The organism is Peribacillus sp. FW305-BF15, from assembly GCF_058783805.1.
Genome location: NZ_JBYSYV010000028.1, coordinates 30783 through 52515, shown reverse-complemented (window position 1 = coordinate 52515; position 21733 = coordinate 30783). Strand labels below are relative to the sequence as shown.

Sequence of the window (21733 nt, the reverse complement as noted above, 5' to 3'; positions counted from 1 at the left end):
ACTCTCCTATCTTCCATTTTTCCGATAGTTTTCCTGATTTACTCCAAACGTTTTCCAACAAATTTCAAAAAAAGAACCGCTTAGGTTCGTTTTATGTTAGATGATTCCCGAAGGACTAATTCAAATGGCAATATGATTTTTATCGGAAGTGTAATCTTCCCTTCTACCATTTCCATAATAGTTTTAGCTGCAATTCTTCCCATTTCATATTTAGGGATGTCTACCGTCGAAAGCTGTGGAGACGAATATTTCCCCATTTCAATATTATCAACCCCAAAGAAAGCGATATCCTCTGGAATTCTAAGTTTATTTTCTCTGACAGCTCTCATGGCAGGGATGGCCATCAAGTCACTCGCACAAACCATTGCTGTTGGCATATGCAATGGATCTCTTTTAATTAAAGTTTTCATTTTCTCATAGCTGTTTTCCATTTTCCACTGTGTATTCATTACCCATTCAGATTGGGTGGCTAGCCCGGCTTCTTCCATGGCATGTTGAAAACCTTTAAAACGAAGTTCAGCATACAAATTTTCAAAAGTTTCATTAACACCTCCACCAATAAAACCTATGTCCCGGTGCCCTTGCTTAACTAAATACTGAACCACCATTTTAATAGATTCCTCGCGATCGTAGTCTACGATTGCTATATTTTTATCTGTATAAAAAAAGTCCAATCCTACTAGAGGTATATTTTGTTGAATATATTCAATAATGCTGTCATTAATCTTATCGATAAGAAGCAGTCCTTCAATCCCCGAATCATGTATAGTCTTAAGAAGTAGCGTCTCGTTTTCAAGTTCATCCCTGGTAATACTAATCAAGTTGTAATCATGATCTGTTAATACATCACGAATACCTGTATAAATATTTGCAAAGTAAGGGTTAATTTCCGCCTGTTTTGGATTGGCTACCCATCCAATTTTCATTGTTCTTATGTTATTCTTTCCTTGCTTGTTTGCAACTAAATTTCGAGCATTCTGATTTGGTATATACCCTAACTCCTTAACAGCCTCCCAAATTTTCGCTTTTGTTTCCTGGTTAACATTTCGTGTCTGATCATTTTGAATTACTCTAGAAACAGTAGAAATGGAAACACCTACACGTTCAGCAATATCCTTTAATCTTATCACTAATAAAACACCTCTTAATTATGTACTTAAGCGCTTTCTTATAAAGGATAACAAATATTTTTATCCTTTATAAGAAAAACATTTTGAATGTTTATAATGTTTTTAAGAGTAGTTTTATTTCGTTCACATTTTCGCTTAATACACAATGGGTTGTTGGTACAAGTTGTATTAAAAAAAGGTTCCAATAAACTGTTTTGTCGACATAACCTAGTAGTTGACTGAAAATTATGACTAAATTAAATATATACTCCATCCATTAACCTGTCAACCCAACAACTTAAATAAATAAAAAAACCGATTCCTTTACTCTTACATTTCATGTTAGCGGGTTTTTGGAACTTAAAAAACTCATAGACATAATGCTATGAGTGATTCAACCTTCATGTTAGTTCCGTGTAAAAGCGGCAGCGATCTCCTCGTACAATGGATATACAAAACTCAACAGGCATTCCATTAATATCATAGGCTGTCCGTTCAAGCAACAGTGCCGGACGGCCTTCTTCCGTTTGAAGGTACTCACTTTCTTCAGCACGAATGAGGACGGGTTCAAATGCCTCTTTTGCTCTGGTTACTACGATATTAAATTGTTGTGAAAATAAATCATATAATGAAATTTCGCCAACTTTTTCAAGTTGCTCAGTATCTGAAATCACGTTCTTCGGGATGAAAGAAGATTCCAGAATATACGGTTCATCGTCGGCACAACGAAGGCGTTTCATTTCAATGACATTCTCATCTTCTCCAAGCAGCAGCGCATCTCTGATTTTTGCCGTTGATTTAACTTCCTCTATTTTTAGAATGATATCTTTAGGGTTCATTCCTTTTTCTTTCAATACTTTGCTAAAGCTGTAAAAACCCATCAATGACTGTTGCAATTTTGGTTTTGCCACGAAAGTACCTTTTCCTTGAATTCGGTAAAGGATGCCTTCCTGTACTAGCTCCTCAATTGCTTTTTTAGCTGTGTTCCGGCTCACACCGAATTGGTCCATCAATTGATTTTCAGATGGGATTTTGTCACCATGTGTCCAATTCCCCTTTTCAATAGAACCCTTCAGCCTCTCCATCAATTGGTGATAAAGTGGAATTACACTTTCGTGCTGCAGTGGTTTCATTATAATAAGCCTACCTTCCTTCCTTACTTACATTCTTTTAACAAATTATATCACTTATAGTGTCAACCCAACAAGTACAGTTGGGTTTTGAATTATTGCTATATGATAAACAAAGAGCCAACAAATTGTTGACTCTTTGTTTTAAAAAGTAGAAGCTAAATCTTTTGATCGTGTTATAGCCTTTTCTTTTATCTCTTGTGCTTTATAAGGCATTGCTGCATGTTCTTCAACGAATACACCTTCAAAAGAAGGTATCAAACTCTCATCGCATTAATTAATAGGAGTAACGCATTTGCTCGTTGCAGCCCTGTCTGTCTAGTTCCCCGAGTTCGCCTCGTTAACCGGCTGTTGTACTTGTACCTCTTCCCCTATTTCAATGGATAGTAAATCCCCCCCTACTAACACAGTTCCTTCATATGTTTTTTTAGTTCTTTCGAGCAAATCAGCTTTTTCTTCTGTTAATCCTCCCAATAATACTATATGTGAGTACACAGCAAGTTTTGGTTGTATTTGGCTAAAGACTTTACCTGCTTCCTCCGGTGTAGTGTGAAGATCAAGTATATTGGCGATTGATTCTGATTCATTATCAGGTTTTGCCGCTGCAACCTCATGAATCACCACATCAGCACCTTTGGCAAATTTTATAAGATTTTCATTATAGCGGGTGTCGCCTGAGATAACTACTGAATGTCCTTTGTAATTAACCCGATAACCGAAAGCAGGCTCTATTGATTTATGGTCAACCTTGAAGGCTATTACTTCAATTCCCTTTTTGTTATAGACAATACCCTCCTTGATATCATTTGCGACAATACTTGCTCCTTCAGCGTTCCCATTTCCAGAGTCATCCCTTGCATCCAAATCGGCTTTAAATGCTTTATTCATATGTACCATCATTTTCTCGGTTCCCTTAGGTCCCCAAATCTTAAATGCTTGCTCTCTTTTTCCTCCTGTTGGTAAGGAACCTGTAAGCCATACGTCCGGTATGCCGATTGTATGATCCGAATGCAGATGCGTAAGGAATAACTTATCAACACTTCCTGGTAACATATTCGCTTTATATAATTGTAAAGCGGTTCCGCGTCCAGCATCAAAGAGGAGTTTTTCATTACCAACTTCTACAAGAGTAGCTGGACCGGAGCGGGATGTACTTAAAAGTGGAGAACCTGTACCTAATAGGGTTACTTTAAAATCGGTTTGCTGGACCGCTGTTTGGCCAAATGAAGGAAGAAATAATGATAATGATAGAATTATGGTCACTACCAACAAAAAACCAAACGAAGTATTTCTTATTCTTTTCTTCATAACAAAAACCTCCTGTCAGATTATTTGACTGTACACAAGGAAAACTCAATTGTTTCGAATATAAAACCTCGTTTCAAAAAAACAAATACGCAAAATAAATATTACAATATTTATAATATTCAGTCAACGATAACCGAAAGAATATCGTGTATGTTGTTTCAACCTTCCATTAAGACAACCGGACTCGATTTGGGAAAGAAGCGGAAATAATCTTAGTGAATATTGGATGAATCGTTCATACTAAATAAAAAATAACTGTTCAAGAAGGAGTTTATATGCCAAAAGAAAAAAATAATCCAGCTCAGCCAAAAAGTCAGGTTAGTCGATTAAACGACGTGATGGAAGTGGATACAGATGTCAATGAAGATCCTAATCGGGAAAAATTATTGGATGAATCCGTTGATGCTTTTCTAAAATCGAAAGAAGGACAGGGATATTAGGGGCAAAATTGTGGTCGCTATTTATATTTTTTTCACGTTAAATGGGCCCTCATGAAGCTTTTGAGCGGCCCGTTTTGTTTCCTTATCAACGAACGTTTTTCTTATTGGGATACCGCCACATCGCCATCAAGGTACGCGCGCAAGAGATAATATACAAGGATGTTCTCTTTAATTTACTATGGTAACGCTAAAAATAACGCATGACAAAAAAACCATCCATGTTGAAATTGATTCAAAACTCTTCCATTCTAACTGAATAAAGAGAGTACCTTTCTTCACAGTCCCATTCCAAAAAAACTCTGGTTCATCATTCTTACGATATATACGAGAATTCAACTTAAAACGTGAGATTTAGTAAGCACCTTCATCATTCATTTTCTGTAAGCGTGTAAGTCGAAATAACCTAAATCCCTTATGTATAAGCCTTTCGGTTGAATGGTTAGTAGACCCGTGGAACAGAAGGTGATTTTATCATTTTCCCTCGCTTTTCCTACTAAACGTGGAGGAACTCCCCACCCCTCAGGGCTCATGAGGACACCTGTAGATGCTTCGAGGCGGCTACACAATTGTGTGAGTGGTGTTACTCGCGACTGTTGACTAAACCATACACATAAAGCAATTAATTCTTGTGCTTGATATTTAGTTGTACGTTGAACAAAACCAACTTCTTTAGCTAATTGTTGTAGAGAAGATGGAGATAAGTAGTTTTGAAACTCTCGTTTTTTTATGATGATACAAATTCACCTTAGCTTGATGGCGATGGGGTCCGGCCACAATTTTAACGAAAATATACGCAAAGCCTTCGGATGTTACCAGACCCGGCCGTCTCTCTTCTATAAAGTCTGTTTTTATGAAGTAAATCTTTTTGTTCGTGATAACAAAAAGGAAATATTTGTTTTTGTGTGAATAAGTCGAAAATATATAAAGGTGAACTAAACATTGTATATTTTCGACTTGTTGCTAAAGTACCAGGGTTTCATTCACATCTGTACTTGAACTGAGGCTCTGTCTGTATATAAAAAGCATTTCTTACTTGTGCACTCCAATTTGCAAAGGCTGATCTCCATTCAGGAGTGTTAAAGAATTGATCTACAGTTTGAGTTTCAGAATGCCAAACTATAAATAGGTTGAGTGGGGCAATTCCTCCTGCCCAAATTCCATTATTTGCGTCAGTATCTTCTTCCCTTACTAATAATAAGGGTAGACCAAATTGAAAAGCCATTGAAGGTTCTACTTGTGAATAAACTGATCCTGTCCAGAATGGAGTGGAAGGTGGAAGGGGTCCTGCATTGACATCAACTGTTTGAATTTTAAAACGACGAAGGTTTACTGCCAACATTCCATAGCTTGATGAAACTAACCGACGAATATCAGTTAAAATGGATTCAGGATAACTTTCGCTTAATGGTAATGTACGCGGAAAAAGCAAAGCATTCTCAATCTCTAAAATTAGACGGTTTAGAAACCGTTGTTGGTTGTCATTTAAATGAGTCGTCGTACTTAAAAATATAGGAATACGATAAGCACGATCAATACACTCTTGCTGTGCCGATTCTATTTTCGCTTTATCTTTACGTAAAGAGCTATGCTCATTATTACTCAATTTCTCTTCATCCTTGCGTGAAGAGCTATTCTTACTTTTACTCACTTTCTCACCTCCTTTTTTTATTAGTATATGGAAAAGGAATAAGTGAGCTTGGACATAACAGGATTTCATATTAGAAAGGCTTTATAAAACAAAAATTAGTAATTTTGTCTAAATATGAATAATTTTATAAAAAATTTATTTAATTTATCTGAAGCAGGAAATAGGTAATCTTTCATTAAGCTATCCACAATAAGCTTTTGGATGAATTCAATGTTGAGGAAAAAATATACCCACAACAAGATTGTGGGAAAATGCTCTTGGGCATGGGGTACCGCCAGCAAACACTGGATTATAATGATTTAATGCACAAAACTCCCCAATAGTTGAAAATGACGATACAATGTTAGTGGAATAATTATATTAGATAAAAAGGAGGTCGTTTCCATGAATATTTTAATTTTGGGTGCAACTGGACGAGTTGGGGGTCAATTAGTTATTTATGGTCTGCAAGACAATCATCATGTTACGGTTTTAGTTCGCACTCCAGAGAAGATTGCTATAAACAATGCCAATTTAACCATCATTCAAGGTAATGTCTTAAATAAAGATGATATCGTACGCGCCATGCATGGAATTGATGTAGTTATTAGTGCACTTAATACAGATGGGACAACGACTTTATCAGAAAGTATGCCACTAATTATCGAAGCTATGGAAAACGAAGGTATACAACGAATTATTACCATTGGAACGGCAGGTATCCTCCAAAGTAGAACAATCCCAAATTCTTTGCGTTATCAGACAAGTGAATCAAAGCAGAAGTCTACCCGTGCAGCGAAAGAACATCATGAAGTTTTCGATTTGCTTAAACAATCAACACTACAATGGACAATTGTCTGTCCTACGTATTTGCCGGATGGAAAAAGAGTTGGTATATATCGTATAGAAGGCGACTTTTTGCCGGAGGATGGGGTTGAAATATCCGTTCCGGATACAGCAGAATTTGCATTTAGCCAAATAAAAAGTAACGATTTTTTAAAAGCACGTGTAGGCATCGCCTACTAAAAATTCAAATATGCATTAATCCGCTTCGAAGGTAAATCGTATAGAAAGCCGGTTCGTTTTTCTTCGTCAATGAACACAGTCAGGTGAACCATTGCCAGGAATATTTTCCGGTTTCTTTTGGGCGAAGATTTTGCCTGTACCTTGTACATGACCATCTATTCCTTTGTGCTATATTCCCTTTCCAAATATAGCCACATTCTGCCGGTCAGGAGCAAATGCTTTCCCGTTCCATTTCAATACGGTCTGTACAAATCCCAGTGAGTCGGCATTGTACCTCCCTGCGATCCTCTGATACGCTTCGAGCTCATATATGCCATCCCTATTGAAATCAACCGGATATAAACCAGATAAAGGATTGACCCATCCTTCAATCGGCGCCTTCAATATACCTTCCTTGTTATAAATTTCAGATAAATATTCCTGATCCTTATAAGTCAGGTCAAGAATGTACCTTTCTTTTAGGTAATGACTGTTCACCTTCACTTTGTATTGGTTTTCATAATGAACATCGTATTGAAAGGATTCATTGAATGAATCTGAATTAAAAATGGTCATGAGTTGACCGTTAAGGTAGGAAAAAACATACGCATAAATGGAACCCCCGCTTCCTCCTGTATCAATGACCACTAAAATGTCATCCCCCTCATTACTTGTAAAATCACCAAGAAAAAGGGTCGGATTATATCCTGTATCATTTTTCATTGGAACTTGTTCATATTGATTAGTCCTCCCATTTTGGATAACCAAGGTTATATTCCTCCAAAAGGGACTATCAGGGGTTTTGTTTGCGGTAAGAAAAACATTGTCCTTTGTCCCGTCCGCATCAATATCTCCCTGTTTTGAGGTCACTATGACTGTTCTATTGGAGATCATTTGTCTTGAAAGAACGGTTTGGAGGTTCAATTGCATGTCTAGCAGTTCCTGTTTGGAAGGATAAGGATTCTGAAACGACAAGGCGTTATCTATCGTTTGCAGTGCTTCATTTGTTAATCCGGCCCTGCTTTGAGTCTCAGCCAAACAGTACCAATAATAAGGATGATTCGTTTCTTGTATTTTTGTGTAATAGTAATGAATCGCATTTCTGATGTCATACATATCCAACTTCATCCCACCTGCCTCTTTATTTTCCATATAGAATTATATGCAGGAATTTTGTGAGTAGCCTTTAGTGCATAGCTATGTCCTTTTCAAATATAGCGCCATAATTATCAATGATTTCGGGCATAATACCTTTTTATTAACATATTCGCTTGCATATATTTATGTAATTTGCTATTATAACTGACGAACGTTCGTTAAATTATGAGGTGATATTATTGAAAAGTAATGAAATTAAGGAAGCCGCTCTAAAATATTTCACGATTCATGGTTATGAAGGAGCTTCGCTTTCTCAAATAGCTGAAGAAGTCGGCATGAAAAAGCAATCCATTTACGCTCATTTTAAAGGCAAGGATGATCTTTTCCTGCAAGTTTTACGTGATGCGAAAGAGACGGAGCTATCGTCGAAGCTCCAATATTTCCGTAAAGTTGATTCAAAAAATCCTGAAAAAGATTTATACGGATTCCTTCAATTGGTCATCGACCTTTTCCAAAAAAATGAGCATATAAAATTTTGGCTGCGTATGTCCTTTTTTCCGCCAGCGCATCTTGAAAAAGAAATCGGGCAGGAAGTGATCGATATCGAGGAAAAGGTGCAGGCGATCCTGGAATGTAAATTCCATGATTGGATCAATGCCAAATTAATCGTCGAAGATGAAGCCATAACGCCGACCTATGCATTCTTGGGAGTCGTGGATTCCATTTTGCTTGAGCTTGTATACGGCAATGATGAGAAACGGCTGAATGATAAATTATCAGCCTCCTGGAAAGTGTTTTGGAGGGGTATTTCGCAAAAATGATTCACATAGAAAGTGGTGTTAAAACATGAATAAACCAATTAAAGATCAAAAGGCGGTATTAATTATTCTTCTAAGCAATATATTCATTGCTTTTCTGGGAATAGGACTCATCATCCCCGTTATGCCGTCATTTATGAATATCATGCATTTATCCGGAAGCACGATGGGCTATCTGGTTGCCGTATTTGCGGTTTCACAGCTTGTCATGTCTCCATTCGCAGGTCGTTGGGTTGACCGTTACGGCAGAAAGAAAATCATCATCATCGGCTTATTCCTTTTTGGTGTTTCGGAACTAATCTTCGGTGTAGGGACAAATGTGTCGGTGTTTTATTTATCTAGGATCCTAGGCGGAATCAGTGCCGCCTTTATCATGCCTGGTGTTACTGCATATGTTGCGGACATTACATCCGTTCAAGAAAGGCCAAAAGCAATGGGCTATATTTCAGCCGCCATTAGCTTGGGCTTTATAATAGGACCAGGAATCGGTGGCTTTGTTGCAGAATATGGTATACGCTTGCCCTTCTTCCTTGCGGCGGGCATTGCTTTTATAGCTTGCCTGTCATCAATATTCATTTTAAAAGAACCGATGACAAAGGAACAGCTTGTAAAAGTTTCTGCTAATACAAAGCAAACGAACTTTATCGGCGATTTAAAAAAATCTCTGAATCCGCTTTACTTCATTGCGTTCATCATTGTATTTGTACTCGCTTTTGGTTTGTCAGCCTATGAAACGGTGTTTAGCCTATTTTCTGATCATAAATTCGGCTTCACGCCGAAGGATATTGCCATTATCATTACAATAAGCTCTATTTTCGGAGTTGTAGTACAGGTATTCATGTTTGGAAAGCTGGTAGATATTCTCGGCGAAAAGAAGCTTATCCAATTATGTTTAATCGTCGGGGCCATTTTTGCGGTAGCATCCACTATGATTTCCAGCTTTTTGGCAGTACTAGTGGTAACTTGCTTCATATTCCTTGCATTTGACCTGCTTCGTCCGGCATTGACGACATTTTTATCAAAAGCTGCCGGAAAAGAACAAGGATTCGTTGCTGGAATGAACTCCACCTATACGAGCTTAGGGAATATCGCCGGGCCATCCATGGGAGGATTGCTTTTTGACGTAAACATCCACTACCCTTATCTATTCGCTGCTGTCATTATCGTCATTGGCCTTGGCATTACAGTCATTTGGAAAGAAAACCGATTGACAGAAAGCTTAGCGAAATAATGAAAGTCCTGGATTGTTAATCCGTATCTTTCCTTTCTATCTGGCAAATTCTCAAACTTGAAAAATGATATTCTACTAACCCCCCCTTGTCCATATTTGGGCAGGGGGGGTTTTTTAGTAATCTTTTTGTAAACGGGATTATTACTCCCATTTTGCTCACGATAACCGCTCCAAATTGATTTTGAATATATATCGATCAGCCCGGTAGACAGATCTGACAACCGCAAGTGGTTGATTCGTTTCAAGGGTAATTCTTCGATCTATCAGCAATACAGGGGAACCTTCAGCTACCCCGAGCATTTCCGCCTCTTTTTTTTGAGCGATGGCGGCTTCAATTACCTGTCTGCCATGCTGGATTTTTAAGCCGAACTTTTTTTCAACATAATCATGAATGGCACTTACAGCTATTTCTTCCGTAAGGTCCAGGGCATGATCTTTACGGATGTATAGCTTTTCATATGCCATCGGCAACCGATCAGCAAGCCTTACACGTTCCAGTTCGAAAATAGCAGTTCCTGCTTCAACCTCAAGATTTGCAGCAAGTTCATGATCTGCCTTGACCTCCGTAAAGCTGATAACTCGCGTACTTGGTTTAAGTCCTCTTGAAATCATATCCTCTGTAAAGTTAGTCAGACCTTGCAAGGGCGGCTCCGATTTTTGTTCGGCAACAAAGGTTCCTTTTCCGCGCTGTCTGTATAAATAACCGCCATTCACGAGGTTAGAAATGGCCTGTCTCACCGTCATCCTGCTTATGCCATATTTTTCAGTGTATTCTTTTTCTGAAGGAATCATCTCTCCTGGCACCAATTCAAGACTTTGAATCGCTCCTCTAATCTCCTCTTCAAGTTGATGATAAATGGGACTCGGAGAACTCTTTTGGATCATTCAGCTTACATCTTCCTTTCATCGTGATGTATATTTTTACAAGGCATCCTGATCGGAAACATCTCAAGCTAAAACTTAGGTTCGTTGATTTTATCCATTTTATTAGGCCCACATTTAGGTATCCACATTCCTTTTTGTGAATTTCAGTACCGATTCCCTTGAACGTTCAATTTCGTTTTTATTTTCATTATAGTATTTAGAAACATACGCATAGAAAATAATGCTGACCGTTAGAAATTGGGCAAATAGCGAACTTGTTGCAGCACTTCGGAATTTAGCCTCCGGTGCACGGACATGATTTAGTGACATATCAACTTTTTTAGTTAGTCCATTGTTCCCCAATCGCGATAAACCAATTGTTTTAATGCCATATGCTTTAGCAATATCAACGAGTTCCAGAATTTCTTCAGTTTCGCCACTATTGGATATACAGAAAAAAACGGTATTCTTTGATGATGCAGCAAGTGCAGTGGCCGTAATATGCGGGTCTTGATTGGCACTTACAATCTTTCCTAACCGTAACCATTTCTGTGTAATATCTTCAGCAACGAGCCATGATGCCCCTAAGCCATAGACATAAATCACGTCTGCACTCCTCATGGTTTCAATGATATTGTCAAGAACGGCCTCATCCAAATAATGTGCCGTTTCTTGTATGGCCTGGACAGAGTTGGACACAATTTTATTTTTGATCGATGCTATTGTTTCATTAGGCTCAATGTCATGGAAACCTTTTTTCTCCGGCTGGGAAATCAGGGATGATAGGGATACCTTCAGTTCTGAAAAACTATTAACTTTTATGGAATGACAGAACCTCGTTACTGCCGAACTGCTTGCGTTGGCATGGTCGGCCAATTCATGTATCGTCATTCTTACTATATCTTTGGGATTTTCTAAAATATATTGTGCAATTTTCTTTTCTGATTTGGGCAATTGGTTCAATAAACTTTCAATTCTCAATATAATATTTTCGCCGTGCATATGATTTACTCTCCTTGATCTACTTACTTTAAATGCTTCATTGCTATGTAGTAACAACCCAAGGTAGCTGATACGTCTTCTAAAACAAATTTCACATTTGGGTTTTCAAGTTTAATATGATTGATGAATGAGCTTTGCACCAATGGTACATTAGACAATATGCTACCTTTTAATGCAATTGTAACATTCTCGCACAACTTTAACTTCTTGATAACCTCAAGCGTTTGTTTTGCAAGGTGGTACCCGGCCTGATTCAGAATATTTTGCGAGAAGCCATCCCCCTTCTCCGCATGTTGGACTATTAGGGGAACAAACGCGGCTATCTCGGATTTCGTGGCAGAATAAATGAATTTCTTCAGTTCCATTACATTAACATAGCCAAGTTTTTTCAGTATCGACTCGGTTAAATGGCTATATTCATACCCTTCATCCTCTTCTTGCGTCATTCTTATAAAAGCCTGCATGGCGATCCAATAGCCACTTCCTTCATCCCCAAGAATGTGTCCCCATCCACCAGCCGATTTCTCGATTCCTTCATGGATGCCGATACTTACAGATCCCGTTCCGGATATGGTCAAAATGCCATCATTTCCTTTTAGCAAAGCAGCATGAGCGATAATTGCATCATTTACAATGGTGAACGGCGCCTTAAATGCCTTGCTTAATGCACTTTTTATGCCCTGCGGATTTTCAACTCCTCCATACCCGGCTAATCCTAAACAAATGTATAGGCAGCTGCCATCATCAATAGGAGTCATGGTTTGTTCAATTGCCTGTATAATGTTAGCGGTGGCTTGTTTTTCATTAATAAGCAGGTTTCCAAACCCCGCTCTGCATTCACTAATTTTATTACCATCCATATCATAAGCCACTGCTTCAGTTTTGGTCCCTCCGCCGTCAACACCGATAATATAATTCATGTCATTCTCCTATTCAGTAAAAAAGGAAGGAATATCACCGTTCCTTCCCTGATCCATTAATATTGAATTGGAATTTCCCCCATGGTTCCAAATAATCGAGGAGAAAAATCTCCTCTTCTGCTATTCGGCCTACTACATTCGTTTTCCCCGAATTCTTCATTTCCTTCAATGCAATCTGCAATTCCCCTTTATATTGTCCATAGAGCTCGTTTTCAATTAATATATCACCGCTTCTAATATCAGGCGTATATGTTGGTTTAAATTCTTCGCTCTTATATTTCACTCGTGATTGAGTCGAGCGAATTAGATAATCGGAAACATCTCCACGGTAAAAATGGAATTCTTCCAATACTATTTTTTTCTCCAAATCTGTTATGGTTTCGTGAAGGTTAACATTAAATGTTAACAGACCGCTGTTTAACAAGCTAAGCTGTTTCAATTCATCTTCAGATGCGTAAGCATTTGCTATGATTACATCATCAATCAATCCTGTTGCATACAAATGTTTCGCTTGTGTTGTAATCGGTAATTCCCGGTGCATTTCCAAGGTACATAATCCTTCCATTATAGGCCAAGGTCCGTACGTTGCTGCATGTGAGCTTATGAAAGCTGCCGTGCGGATATTATGCTTTTTGAATGACTCACAGCATTTAATGAAATGTGGATAGCTCAATCCTGCATAGCGATGGGGATAGAAGTTGTGCGATCCAACTAAATGTTCTATATTTGGTTTGTAATCCATGATATTTTCTAGATACTTCGTTGCATTACTCATGTTTATTTCAATTTTTAGACCATATGGATTATGTGTCATGATCGACTCTTCGTTGCCTGTAAAACCCATGTCCAGCCTGATTCCATACGCGCCTAATTCTGCAAAGAATGATAAGTCATTATACGAAATGCCCAGTGAACCGAATACTCGGGGAGCAATATCGACCATCACTTCCATATTCAATTGATTGGCATAATGAATCGTTTCTTTAAATTCTTTTAAAATCTTCTCTTTGTCTCCTTCGACAGAAAGCAAGCAAGTAAAGATCTTTTTGAAGCCATATTTGTGTGCAAGTGCAATGTATTCCATGTCTTTTTCAACGGTTGAATGCTCTGGATAGATAGATATACCGAGTTTACCCATTTTTAATCACCTCTTTACTGTTGTGGGGCTAGCTTTTTTACTATGCGAATCATGTGTTCTATTAGTTTTTGTTCGCTCATTGCAGTCATCAAGTGATCTTGAGCATGAATCATCAATAAAGTTTTCTCACTTGGAACTCCATTCAATTCTGCTTGAATGAGCTTGGTTTGTGTTTTATGGGCCATGTTCAATTCTTCCTGGCCTTGTTTAATTAGTTCCTCTGCCTTTTCAAAATTAAATTCTTCCGCTTCTTTCAGTGCTTCAAATGCTAATCCTCTTGCATTTCCACTATGTGATATGATTTCAAAAATTTCCATTTCGTTATTGTTCAGTTCAGTTGACATATCATTACACTCCCATTTATGTTAGATTATGAAGGTTCATTGGATTACTGTAATCCAGATTCACTAGTTAAAACACCATTCACTTGATGGAACAGCACTTTCACTGAAGAATCGCGGTAAGTATTCTTCATGCGCTTTTAAAAGTTTTTGTAAAACCATTTCCGCCAGGTCATCACTTGAGATGAGCGGGTTGATCGTTAAAGCCAATAACGCTTTATCATAAGAACCTGTAACGGCTGCCTCAGCACCAATTCTCTCAAATGATTTGATTTGTTGGATCAAGCCATGCACTTGTAAGGGTAATTTACCCATAGCCAAAGGAATTGGTCCATTCTTTGTGACGATACAGCTTACTTCGACTGCTGAATCATAATCAATATCAGTAAGCGATCCTTTGTTTTGTACATTTAGCACTTGAATGTCTTTTTTATCATTATAAATAGAAGAAATGACGTTACATGCTGCATCACTATAGTAAGCTCCACCGCGCTGCTCTAGTTGTGGAGGCTTGATGTCAAGGGTTTCATCCTTGTATAGGTCAAATAAACCTTCTTCTAATTTTTTCACAACTTCAGCTCGGGTTTTCCCTGATTTGAATGCTTCCAACTCTTCTTCTAAAATCGTTTTTGTTTTGTAATAATACCGATGGTACGGGCAAGGCACCACTCCTAAAGATTTCAAAAACCTTCTGTTCCAAGCCAATGGGGCAATATTCTTCATTGTCAGCTGAATTTCAGGATTGCCAAGCATTTCAAGCACTTTATCTGTTACTTCTTGATCATCAACGAACACATGCATCCCGAATACCATGTGGTTTAAACCGGCAAAATCTATGTGCACTCTCTTCATATCGACACCAAGCATGCTAGAAATAGACATATGCATATTAAATGGAACATTGCATACTCCAATGACTTTTTTATGTTTACTGTAGCGGAGCAGGGCTTCCGTTACCATCCCCGCTGGATTTGTGAAGTTAATTAACCATGCATCAGGGCAGAGCTCCTCCATTTCTTCTGCAATTTCCAGAAGTATGGGTATCGTTCGTAATGCCTTGGACAATCCTCCTGCCCCATTTGTTTCTTGACCAATTAATCCTAATTCCAACGGGATCCTCTCGTCCTTGATTCGTGCATCAAGTAAACCCACTCTCATTTGAGTTGTGACAAAATCAGCATCTTGCAAGGCTTGACGGCGGTCTAACGTTAGATGTATTTCCATTGGAAGTCCTGCTTTTTCAACCATCCGTTTTGCCAAGGTTCCTACAATCTCCAGTTTTTCTTTTCCTGCCTCAATATCCACTAACCACAGTTCCCTAATAGGCAACTCATCATATCGTTTTATAAATCCTTCTATTAATTCTGGCGTATAACTGGAGCCTCCACCGATTGTGGCAATCTTCAGCCCTTTTTCCATTTCCATTTCCCCAACACCTCATCGTAAGCTAATCTGGATTCTTCATTCATTTATAGATTATTGCATAACAAACCAGTGCACTTACCGCTAATAAAGACAAGAATAATAGCGTTGCTTGTTTCTTGTTTTTAAACTTACCTTCAACAAAACAAACAACCATCGTCAATCCTGCGCTTATGGCAAAGGTATTTCCTAAGTACAGTGATAATTGTTTATTTATCTCAAAGGCATCCATTAATCTGTTAAAGATAAAATTAAAAACAAGAATGAAGCCAAAAAATAGAAAGGCACTTTTGTAACTAAAAAAGTGAATTCTGGATGTTGAATTCATGTCCTTTCCTCCTCTCAATTTATAAAAGGAGTTTGGAGCATTAGTCCCAAACTCCCTTTTAGGTATTCCTTATAAAGCGATATTTTTATTATCCGTTGTTTCTACCATGTTTTCCTGTGCTAAAAGCTTTTTATCGTACATCTTAAAGAATGGCAGATATATAAGGACCGAAATGGTTAAATTCACCATCACGAGAACAATGGCTCTCCAATCCCCGCCCGTTGAAAGGTAGGCACCTATTGGAGCGGGCAATGTCCAGGGAACCATTACATATGTCGGGTTCACAAGTCCGATGGACGTTGCTATATATGCAAGTGTTGCTCCAATCAGCGGTGTAATGATGAATGGAATAATCAGTACCGGGTTTAGTACAATCGGCATCCCAAAGATAACAGGTTCATTGATGTTAAAAATGCTCGGCACAATTGTTGCTTTCCCCATTGCTTTACTATAGCTGGACTTCGCCGTTAAGAGCATGGCTATTACTAATCCCAATGTTGCACCAGATCCACCAATCCAAATAAACCATTGGAAGAATGTTTCAGGTGCTATGTGGGGAATTGCCTTTCCAGCTGCAACTGCTGCCGAGTTATTCCCCAAGTATACTTCCCATACCGGACGAGCTACGGCACCTACTACCGATACGCCGTGAATACCAAATGACCAGAAGAATGTAATCAAAAATACTGGAATTAATACACCTGGCAATGTATCGCCAGCACTGATGAGCGGTGCAACCGCTTTATCAACAAGTGAATGTAAATCAACAGCAAAAACGACTGTAATTAAAGTCATGACAAGCAGGACAATTGAAACTGGAATTAATGCTTCAAATGAACGGGCTACTGAAGTTGGAACAGAATCCGGCATTTTAATCGTGATATTTTTTGTTTTACAAAAACGTAGAATTTCGACAGCAAAAATGGATACAAGCATTCCTACAAAAAGGCCATGGCCACCGAGATTTGTCATTGGCAAAACAAACCCCACATCGTCCATCATTTTTACACCAATTGTGAACAAGAAGGCTGCCAATGATAGTAAACCTCCAGATAGCGGATCAAGTTTATAGCTTTGAGATAAGCTGTAGCCAATACCAAAAGTAATATATAGCGTCATGATAAACATCGTTAATCGATATGGAATTAAAATTTCAGCTATATGTTTTGCAGACCATTCACCTAATGCAGTATCTGCTGCAACGGGCGGAAATGCAATGATCAAGAATAAACTGCCAAAGATGATGAATGGTAACGCGGAAACCACACCATCCCTAATTGCGCGTAAATGCTTTTGCTCAGACAATTTAGCCATAGGTGTTGAAAGATTATTTTCTAAAAAAGCTACAAACTTGTCCATTCGTGTTTTCCCCTTTTACGTTTAGTGATAAGAATAGTGGTCCGTTTATTATTTTACTAGTTCCGTTACAAGTTTAAGTAGCTTAGGTCCGCCAAGAGGGCTGTAGGCTTGAGCTGGAATGGCTTCACATGGGACGCCCGCTTCATCTGCAGAAGCCTTAAAGCCGTCGAAACGATGTTTGACTTGCGGAGCTACCATCGCAACATCCCAGCCATTTCGTACTTCTGCATCGAATTCTTGTGTGCCGACCGCCAATACTTCTATGTTTATACCCTGTTTTTCCCCTTCCTTTTTTAAAGCGCTTACAACGATTGCACTGGACATTCCACCTGAACATACGAATAATACCTTCATTATTTGTTCCTCCAATTTTTTGATTTTTTTTTATAAAAAGCGTTAAATCGTTTTTCTTATGAATCCTTGTGCCTTCACTAAACGATTTGACGCTTCTTCATATGATACATTCGTTAAAATCATGACAATGGCGATTTTAGGCTGGGCATGTGCCTTTTCTAAAAATTCATCTGCAATTTCATAGCTGCAGTCAGTAGCATCCATGATAATACGTTTTGCACGTTCAACCAGCTTTTCATTAGTTAACTGTAAATCTACCATTAAATTCCCATAAACTTTTCCAACTCCAACCATTGAGGCGGTGGAAAGCATATTGCATACTAACTTTTGCGATGTTCCAGCTTTTAAACGTGTAGAACCCGTCAGGACTTCAGGCCCATTTACCACTTCAATCGCAACTTTTGCAATCTTACCTATTTCGGAACCTTTGTTACAGCTTATCGACACAGTTCCTGCACCAACTTGATTGGCATATTCCAATCCAGCAATAACATATGGAGTGCGTCCACTAGCTGCAATGCCCACTACGACGTCCCTGTTTGTCAATTCGATTTTCTTCAAATCTTCAGGACCTAATTCAAAACTGTCTTCAGCACCTTCAACCGCCTTAATGAAAGCCTTTTCCCCACCAGCTATGAGACCCACTACTTCACTCGGATCGGTATTGAATGTCGGGGGACATTCTACTGCATCCAATAAACCGATGCGCCCGCTTGTTCCTGCACCCATGTAAATTAATCTGCCGTTTTTATTCATGGCTTCAACGATCATGTCCACAGCTTTAGAAATTTGCGGAAGTTCTTTTTTTACACAATGGGCAACTTTAATGTCTTCTTCGTTCATCACTTCTAAAAATTCAAGAGTTCCCATTTCATCTAAACTCATGGTCTTTTCATTACGACTCTCTGTCGTTAAATGCTCTAGCATACATATCATCCTTTTTTATTTCAGTGGTGAAAGGTGAAACTTTATTAGCTAAAGAGACTATATCACTATTAAAATTTAATTTCAATATTGTATATACATTTTTAAAATTTAATTTTAATATAAAAGTAAGATAACTAATTGATTGTTATCTTTCTGCTAAAAATAAAAAATGTAAACCGAGTAGCCATTTAGTGAACCAAACCTACGATTCTTTTTATTGTTAGATCTTATCTCACTATTCATAGATGACAAATTCATATATTCATTATTTGTTAACGCTTACAAATAATTAAATATAAATATTAGTAATGAAATGAGGTTGTACTATTGATGCATGAAAGAATTACAAAGATAAAATTGGGTTCATTGGCACTAGCCGCTTTGGTGGGAGGATCACTTCTCCTTCCAGCTGATTTGATTGCAAATGCAGAATCAGGGACAATCCCGCAAGCAACCACTTATGTAAAACAGGAACTGCGGGCAACTTGGATTGCAAGTGTGTTAAATATTGACTGGCCGTCCAAACCTGGTTTATCCATATCAGCACAGAAAGAAGAATTCATAAAATATTTGGATGAACAAAAAGCGATGGGGATGAATGCTGTCGTTATGCAAATCAAACCCACTGCGGATGCTTTTTATCCTTCTGAATACGGTCTTTGGTCAAAATATTTAACAGGGGTCCAAGGAAAAGATCCTGGGTATGACCCTCTTGCATTCATGGTAGAAGCGGCACATGATCGTAATATGGAATTCCATGCGTGGTTTAATCCGTACCGCATTACGATGCCTTTAGGTAAAACAGCTGAAATAGCGGATATTGATAATCTTCCAGAATCTCATCCTGCTAGAAAGCATCCGGATTGGGTCATACCATATGGACAGCAATTGTACTTTGACCCAGGCATTCCTGGCGTACAACGGTTTGTGATCGATGGAATATTGGAAGTTGTTAAGAATTATGATATCGATGCAGTCCATATGGACGATTATTTCTATCCTTACAAGATTGCAGGAGTACCTTTCCCAGATGATATTTCCTATCAAAAATATGGAGCAGATAGATTTACAAATGTTGAAGATTGGCGCAGGGATAATGTAAATAACCTTGTTAAGAATATAAACGAAGAAATCAAGGCAGAAAAATCTTTTGTGAAGTTTGGTATAAGTCCATTTGGAGTTTGGCGCAACAAAGCAGTTGATCCCACAGGTTCTGACACTGCCGCTGGACAAACGAATTATGATGATTTATATGCAGATACCCGAACATGGATCAATAATGGATACATTGATTATATTGCCCCTCAATTATATTGGAATATAGGATTGCCAGTAGCTGACTATGCCAAACTTCTAGATTGGTGGACAAAAGAAGTCGCAGGAAAAAATGTTCAACTCTATATTGGACAGGGAGACTATAAAATTAATACAGAGTCCAATGGTGTGCAAAACTGGTTCAACCCTGAAGAAATGCCCAACCAGTTAAAACTGAATCGAACATATAAGGAATTTGATGGAAGCATGCATTTCAGTGCCAAGGATTTACGGAAAAACCCTCTTGGGATAGCGGATCGCTTAAGCGAGGATATTTATAAGCATCCCGCATTGGTTCCAGCCATGCCTTGGATTGATGATCATGCACCAAAGGCCCCAAAGGTGAGCAAGGCCACACAATCAGGAGATGGGATACAATTCGAAATTCAAGATCATAAGCAATCAGATGCAACCTATTATGCCATTTATCGTTTTGATGGGAAGAAAAAAGGAAACATTGAAGATTCAACGAACTTACTTGCCACAGTGCATAAGGAAAATACAAGTCAATTGTTTAATGACGGCAGTGTAGAAAAAGGAAAGACTTACACATATGTTGTGACAGCATTGGACCGCACCCACAATGAAAGCAAACAAACTAAACAGATTGATATAAAAGTACAATGATCTTCAGGAAATAGCATTATAGTTTAAAAGGCCCTTCTCAGTGAACAATGGACGTAAAGCAACCATAAACAATATATTGGAAAAGGTTTTATCTTAATAGCATACACTGTTGTATATTATGCTATATCAGGATGAAAAAAGAATCGAAGTAGGTGGAATGACGATGTACATAGTTGGATTAATGTCAGGAACATCACTGGATGGAATTGATGCCGCACTCGTTCGGGTGAATAAAAGTGGACTCGAAACTGAAATCGAAATGATTGAGTTCATGACATGCCCGTTTCCAAAAGAAATTGAAAAAGAAATTATGCAGTCTTTATCTGCAGATACATCCAATGTGCAGTTAATATGCAGTTTGAATTTTAAATTAGGGAAATTATTTGCCAATGCCGTAAAGGAAGTTTGTCATAAAGCTGGACTTCCCATTAATAAACTTGATCTTATTGGATCCCATGGACAAACCATTTACCACCAGCCTTTAAAAGAACAAAATTATATACCCTCCACTTTGCAAATTGGGGAAGCTGCAGTAATTGCTCATGATACAAACACACTTGTAATCTCTAATTTCCGGACGATGGACATGGCTGCTGGTGGACAAGGAGCTCCTCTTGTTCCTTTTACCGAATACATTCTTTATAGAAGTGAAGCAAAGGGACGATTACTTCAAAACATAGGTGGCATTGGAAATGTAACCGTCTTACCCAAGCAAGCATCTTTGGATGACATGTACGCTTTTGATACAGGGCCTGGGAATATGATCATTGATGAAGTATGCCGCCAATTGTTCAATATAAGCTATGACGAAGGTGGAAACATAGCTAAACAAGGACAAATCAATGACGAACTTTTATCTTATTGTATCAGTCATCCTTATATTATGAGCCCTCCACCAAAATCAACGGGCAGGGAATTGTTTGGAAAGCAATATGTAGTAAAACTATTAAAGATGTTTGAATCGCTTCCAAACCAAGATATTTTGGCAACAGTAACAATGTTCACAGCAAAGTCCATTGTGGAAAACTATCGAAATTTCATCTTTCCAAAAACCAGTATTGAAGAAGTGATCATTGGCGGCGGTGGCAGCTATAACAAAACGTTATTAAACATGATTCAATCACTGCTTGGAAATTCTATTCGAGTTTTGACTCAAGAAGAGTTGGGATACTCTTCTGAAGCGAAAGAAGCGGTGGCCTTTGCATTACTTGCAAATGAGACTTTCCATGGTCATACAAGTAACGTTCCCAAGGCTACCGGTGCTGACTTCGATGTCATCCTTGGAAACATGACCTTTCCTCCTTCCTATCTGAATGGACGTAAAAATGCATTTTAACCATTGAAAAAGAGTGGAAGGCACATCGATAATTG

21 protein-coding genes and 2 pseudogenes are annotated in these 21733 nt (G+C 38.3%); 6 read left to right on the top strand and 17 right to left on the bottom strand.

Features of this window, described 5'->3' with window-relative positions; all coding sequences use genetic code 11:
* Positions 1-80: 80 nt before the first annotated feature.
* From AC3WLU_RS22925 to AC3WLU_RS22910, 4 genes and pseudogenes are all read right to left on the bottom strand, one after another.
* Positions 81-1130: a LacI family DNA-binding transcriptional regulator gene (locus tag AC3WLU_RS22925; protein ID WP_492597988.1), complete on the bottom strand. Its 1050-nt coding sequence runs from the start codon at positions 1128-1130 to the stop codon at positions 81-83.
* 380 nt (positions 1131-1510) lie between these two features.
* Entirely contained in the window at positions 1511-2242 is a 732-nt protein-coding gene (locus AC3WLU_RS22920) for a GntR family transcriptional regulator (RefSeq protein ID WP_440439248.1), read from the bottom strand.
* 141 nt (positions 2243-2383) lie between these two features.
* Positions 2384-2497: pseudogene (locus tag AC3WLU_RS22915) on the bottom strand (FMN-dependent NADH-azoreductase); the annotation flags it as partial.
* A gap of 60 nt (positions 2498-2557) precedes the next feature.
* Positions 2558-3547: an MBL fold metallo-hydrolase gene (locus AC3WLU_RS22910; protein ID WP_492597987.1), complete on the bottom strand. Its 990-nt coding sequence runs from the start codon at positions 3545-3547 to the stop codon at positions 2558-2560.
* Between the two features lie 275 nt (positions 3548-3822).
* Between AC3WLU_RS22910 and AC3WLU_RS22905 the strand changes: the two genes are divergently transcribed.
* Positions 3823-3987 carry a hypothetical protein gene (locus AC3WLU_RS22905; RefSeq protein ID WP_153246145.1) on the top strand — a complete coding sequence of 55 codons (165 nt, stop codon included), beginning with the start codon at positions 3823-3825 and terminating at the stop codon, positions 3985-3987.
* Between the two features lie 521 nt (positions 3988-4508).
* On the opposite strand, the pseudogene AC3WLU_RS22900 reads toward AC3WLU_RS22905, so the two are convergent.
* Positions 4509-4727: pseudogene (locus AC3WLU_RS22900) on the bottom strand (IS4 family transposase); the annotation flags it as partial.
* 236 nt (positions 4728-4963) lie between these two features.
* On the bottom strand, positions 4964-5590 hold the full coding sequence (locus AC3WLU_RS22895; protein WP_057277958.1) for a hypothetical protein: 627 nt from the start codon (positions 5588-5590) through the stop codon (positions 4964-4966).
* Positions 5591-6019: 429 nt separating this feature from the next.
* Between AC3WLU_RS22895 and AC3WLU_RS22890 the strand changes: the two genes are divergently transcribed.
* On the top strand, positions 6020-6640 hold the full coding sequence (locus AC3WLU_RS22890) for an NAD(P)-dependent oxidoreductase (RefSeq protein ID WP_145504762.1): 621 nt from the start codon (positions 6020-6022) through the stop codon (positions 6638-6640).
* Between the two features lie 168 nt (positions 6641-6808).
* Here AC3WLU_RS22890 and AC3WLU_RS22885 read toward each other — a convergent pair whose 3' ends face one another.
* Entirely contained in the window at positions 6809-7549 is a 741-nt protein-coding gene (locus AC3WLU_RS22885) for a YybI family spore inner coat protein (RefSeq protein ID WP_492597997.1), read from the bottom strand.
* A 407-nt stretch (positions 7550-7956) separates the two neighbouring features.
* On the opposite strand from AC3WLU_RS22885, the gene AC3WLU_RS22880 reads away from it, so the two are divergent.
* Both AC3WLU_RS22880 and AC3WLU_RS22875 read left to right on the top strand, forming a co-directional pair.
* Positions 7957-8538: a TetR/AcrR family transcriptional regulator gene (locus tag AC3WLU_RS22880; RefSeq protein WP_095679382.1), complete on the top strand. Its 582-nt coding sequence runs from the start codon at positions 7957-7959 to the stop codon at positions 8536-8538.
* A 25-nt stretch (positions 8539-8563) separates the two neighbouring features.
* On the top strand, positions 8564-9766 hold the full coding sequence (locus tag AC3WLU_RS22875; protein WP_063575840.1) for an MFS transporter: 1203 nt from the start codon (positions 8564-8566) through the stop codon (positions 9764-9766).
* Between the two features lie 156 nt (positions 9767-9922).
* On the opposite strand, the gene AC3WLU_RS22870 is transcribed toward AC3WLU_RS22875, so the two are convergent.
* The 10 genes from AC3WLU_RS22870 to murQ all read right to left on the bottom strand — a co-directional run bounded on the left by AC3WLU_RS22870 (position 9923) and on the right by murQ (position 18421).
* Positions 9923-10651: a GntR family transcriptional regulator gene (locus AC3WLU_RS22870; protein ID WP_477590021.1), complete on the bottom strand. Its 729-nt coding sequence runs from the start codon at positions 10649-10651 to the stop codon at positions 9923-9925.
* A 114-nt stretch (positions 10652-10765) separates the two neighbouring features.
* On the bottom strand, positions 10766-11632 hold the full coding sequence (locus AC3WLU_RS22865) for a MurR/RpiR family transcriptional regulator (protein WP_054400352.1): 867 nt from the start codon (positions 11630-11632) through the stop codon (positions 10766-10768).
* A 23-nt stretch (positions 11633-11655) separates the two neighbouring features.
* Positions 11656-12552 (bottom strand): N-acetylglucosamine kinase, encoded by an 897-nt coding sequence (locus AC3WLU_RS22860; RefSeq protein WP_492597986.1) that lies wholly within the window; start codon positions 12550-12552, stop codon positions 11656-11658.
* A gap of 34 nt (positions 12553-12586) precedes the next feature.
* Positions 12587-13690: a DUF871 domain-containing protein gene (locus tag AC3WLU_RS22855; protein ID WP_413001006.1), complete on the bottom strand. Its 1104-nt coding sequence runs from the start codon at positions 13688-13690 to the stop codon at positions 12587-12589.
* Between the two features lie 14 nt (positions 13691-13704).
* Positions 13705-14034 carry a PTS lactose/cellobiose transporter subunit IIA gene (locus tag AC3WLU_RS22850; RefSeq protein WP_034307713.1) on the bottom strand — a complete coding sequence of 110 codons (330 nt, stop codon included), beginning with the start codon at positions 14032-14034 and terminating at the stop codon, positions 13705-13707.
* Between the two features lie 63 nt (positions 14035-14097).
* Positions 14098-15456 carry a 6-phospho-beta-glucosidase gene (locus AC3WLU_RS22845; protein ID WP_492597985.1) on the bottom strand — a complete coding sequence of 453 codons (1359 nt, stop codon included), beginning with the start codon at positions 15454-15456 and terminating at the stop codon, positions 14098-14100.
* Positions 15457-15496: 40 nt separating this feature from the next.
* Entirely contained in the window at positions 15497-15781 is a 285-nt protein-coding gene (locus AC3WLU_RS22840) for a hypothetical protein (protein ID WP_063575835.1), read from the bottom strand.
* Between the two features lie 69 nt (positions 15782-15850).
* On the bottom strand, positions 15851-17140 hold the full coding sequence (locus AC3WLU_RS22835; RefSeq protein ID WP_098186345.1) for a PTS sugar transporter subunit IIC: 1290 nt from the start codon (positions 17138-17140) through the stop codon (positions 15851-15853).
* A gap of 48 nt (positions 17141-17188) precedes the next feature.
* Positions 17189-17494 (bottom strand): PTS sugar transporter subunit IIB, encoded by a 306-nt coding sequence (locus tag AC3WLU_RS22830; protein ID WP_063575833.1) that lies wholly within the window; start codon positions 17492-17494, stop codon positions 17189-17191.
* Positions 17495-17536: 42 nt separating this feature from the next.
* On the bottom strand, positions 17537-18421 hold the full coding sequence (gene murQ, locus AC3WLU_RS22825) for an N-acetylmuramic acid 6-phosphate etherase (RefSeq protein ID WP_063575832.1): 885 nt from the start codon (positions 18419-18421) through the stop codon (positions 17537-17539).
* A gap of 330 nt (positions 18422-18751) precedes the next feature.
* Here murQ and AC3WLU_RS22820 point away from each other — a divergent pair, with 330 nt between their 5' ends.
* Both AC3WLU_RS22820 and anmK read left to right on the top strand, forming a co-directional pair.
* Positions 18752-20362 carry a glycoside hydrolase family 10-like protein gene (locus AC3WLU_RS22820; protein ID WP_492597996.1) on the top strand — a complete coding sequence of 537 codons (1611 nt, stop codon included), beginning with the start codon at positions 18752-18754 and terminating at the stop codon, positions 20360-20362.
* Between the two features lie 163 nt (positions 20363-20525).
* On the top strand, positions 20526-21698 hold the full coding sequence (gene anmK, locus AC3WLU_RS22815) for an anhydro-N-acetylmuramic acid kinase AnmK (RefSeq protein ID WP_492597984.1): 1173 nt from the start codon (positions 20526-20528) through the stop codon (positions 21696-21698).
* Positions 21699-21733: the final 35 nt, after the last annotated feature.

Excerpts from the sequence above, each read along its gene's own strand:
- AC3WLU_RS22845 (WP_492597985.1), bottom strand. The coding sequence starts at position 15,456 with ATGGAAATGGAAAAAGGGCTGAAGATTGCCACAATCGGTGGAGGCTCC.
- AC3WLU_RS22850 (WP_034307713.1), bottom strand. The coding sequence starts at position 14,034 with ATGTCAACTGAACTGAACAATAACGAAATGGAAATTTTTGAAATCATA.
- AC3WLU_RS22870 (WP_477590021.1), bottom strand. The coding sequence starts at position 10,651 with ATGATCCAAAAGAGTTCTCCGAGTCCCATTTATCATCAACTTGAAGAG.
- AC3WLU_RS22860 (WP_492597986.1), bottom strand. The coding sequence starts at position 12,552 with ATGAATTATATTATCGGTGTTGACGGCGGAGGGACCAAAACTGAAGCA.
- anmK (WP_492597984.1), top strand. The coding sequence starts at position 20,526 with ATGTACATAGTTGGATTAATGTCAGGAACATCACTGGATGGAATTGAT.
- AC3WLU_RS22855 (WP_413001006.1), bottom strand. The coding sequence starts at position 13,690 with ATGGGTAAACTCGGTATATCTATCTATCCAGAGCATTCAACCGTTGAA.
- AC3WLU_RS22865 (WP_054400352.1), bottom strand. The coding sequence starts at position 11,632 with ATGCACGGCGAAAATATTATATTGAGAATTGAAAGTTTATTGAACCAA.
- AC3WLU_RS22830 (WP_063575833.1), bottom strand. The coding sequence starts at position 17,494 with ATGAAGGTATTATTCGTATGTTCAGGTGGAATGTCCAGTGCAATCGTT.
- AC3WLU_RS22885 (WP_492597997.1), bottom strand. The coding sequence starts at position 7,549 with ATGCAATTGAACCTCCAAACCGTTCTTTCAAGACAAATGATCTCCAAT.
- AC3WLU_RS22890 (WP_145504762.1), top strand. The coding sequence starts at position 6,020 with ATGAATATTTTAATTTTGGGTGCAACTGGACGAGTTGGGGGTCAATTA.
- AC3WLU_RS22875 (WP_063575840.1), top strand. The coding sequence starts at position 8,564 with ATGAATAAACCAATTAAAGATCAAAAGGCGGTATTAATTATTCTTCTA.
- AC3WLU_RS22835 (WP_098186345.1), bottom strand. The coding sequence starts at position 17,140 with ATGGACAAGTTTGTAGCTTTTTTAGAAAATAATCTTTCAACACCTATG.
- AC3WLU_RS22920 (WP_440439248.1), bottom strand. The coding sequence starts at position 2,242 with ATGAAACCACTGCAGCACGAAAGTGTAATTCCACTTTATCACCAATTG.
- murQ (WP_063575832.1), bottom strand. The coding sequence starts at position 18,421 with ATGCTAGAGCATTTAACGACAGAGAGTCGTAATGAAAAGACCATGAGT.
- AC3WLU_RS22840 (WP_063575835.1), bottom strand. The coding sequence starts at position 15,781 with ATGAATTCAACATCCAGAATTCACTTTTTTAGTTACAAAAGTGCCTTT.
- AC3WLU_RS22905 (WP_153246145.1), top strand. The coding sequence starts at position 3,823 with ATGCCAAAAGAAAAAAATAATCCAGCTCAGCCAAAAAGTCAGGTTAGT.
- AC3WLU_RS22820 (WP_492597996.1), top strand. The coding sequence starts at position 18,752 with ATGCATGAAAGAATTACAAAGATAAAATTGGGTTCATTGGCACTAGCC.
- AC3WLU_RS22910 (WP_492597987.1), bottom strand. The coding sequence starts at position 3,547 with ATGAAGAAAAGAATAAGAAATACTTCGTTTGGTTTTTTGTTGGTAGTG.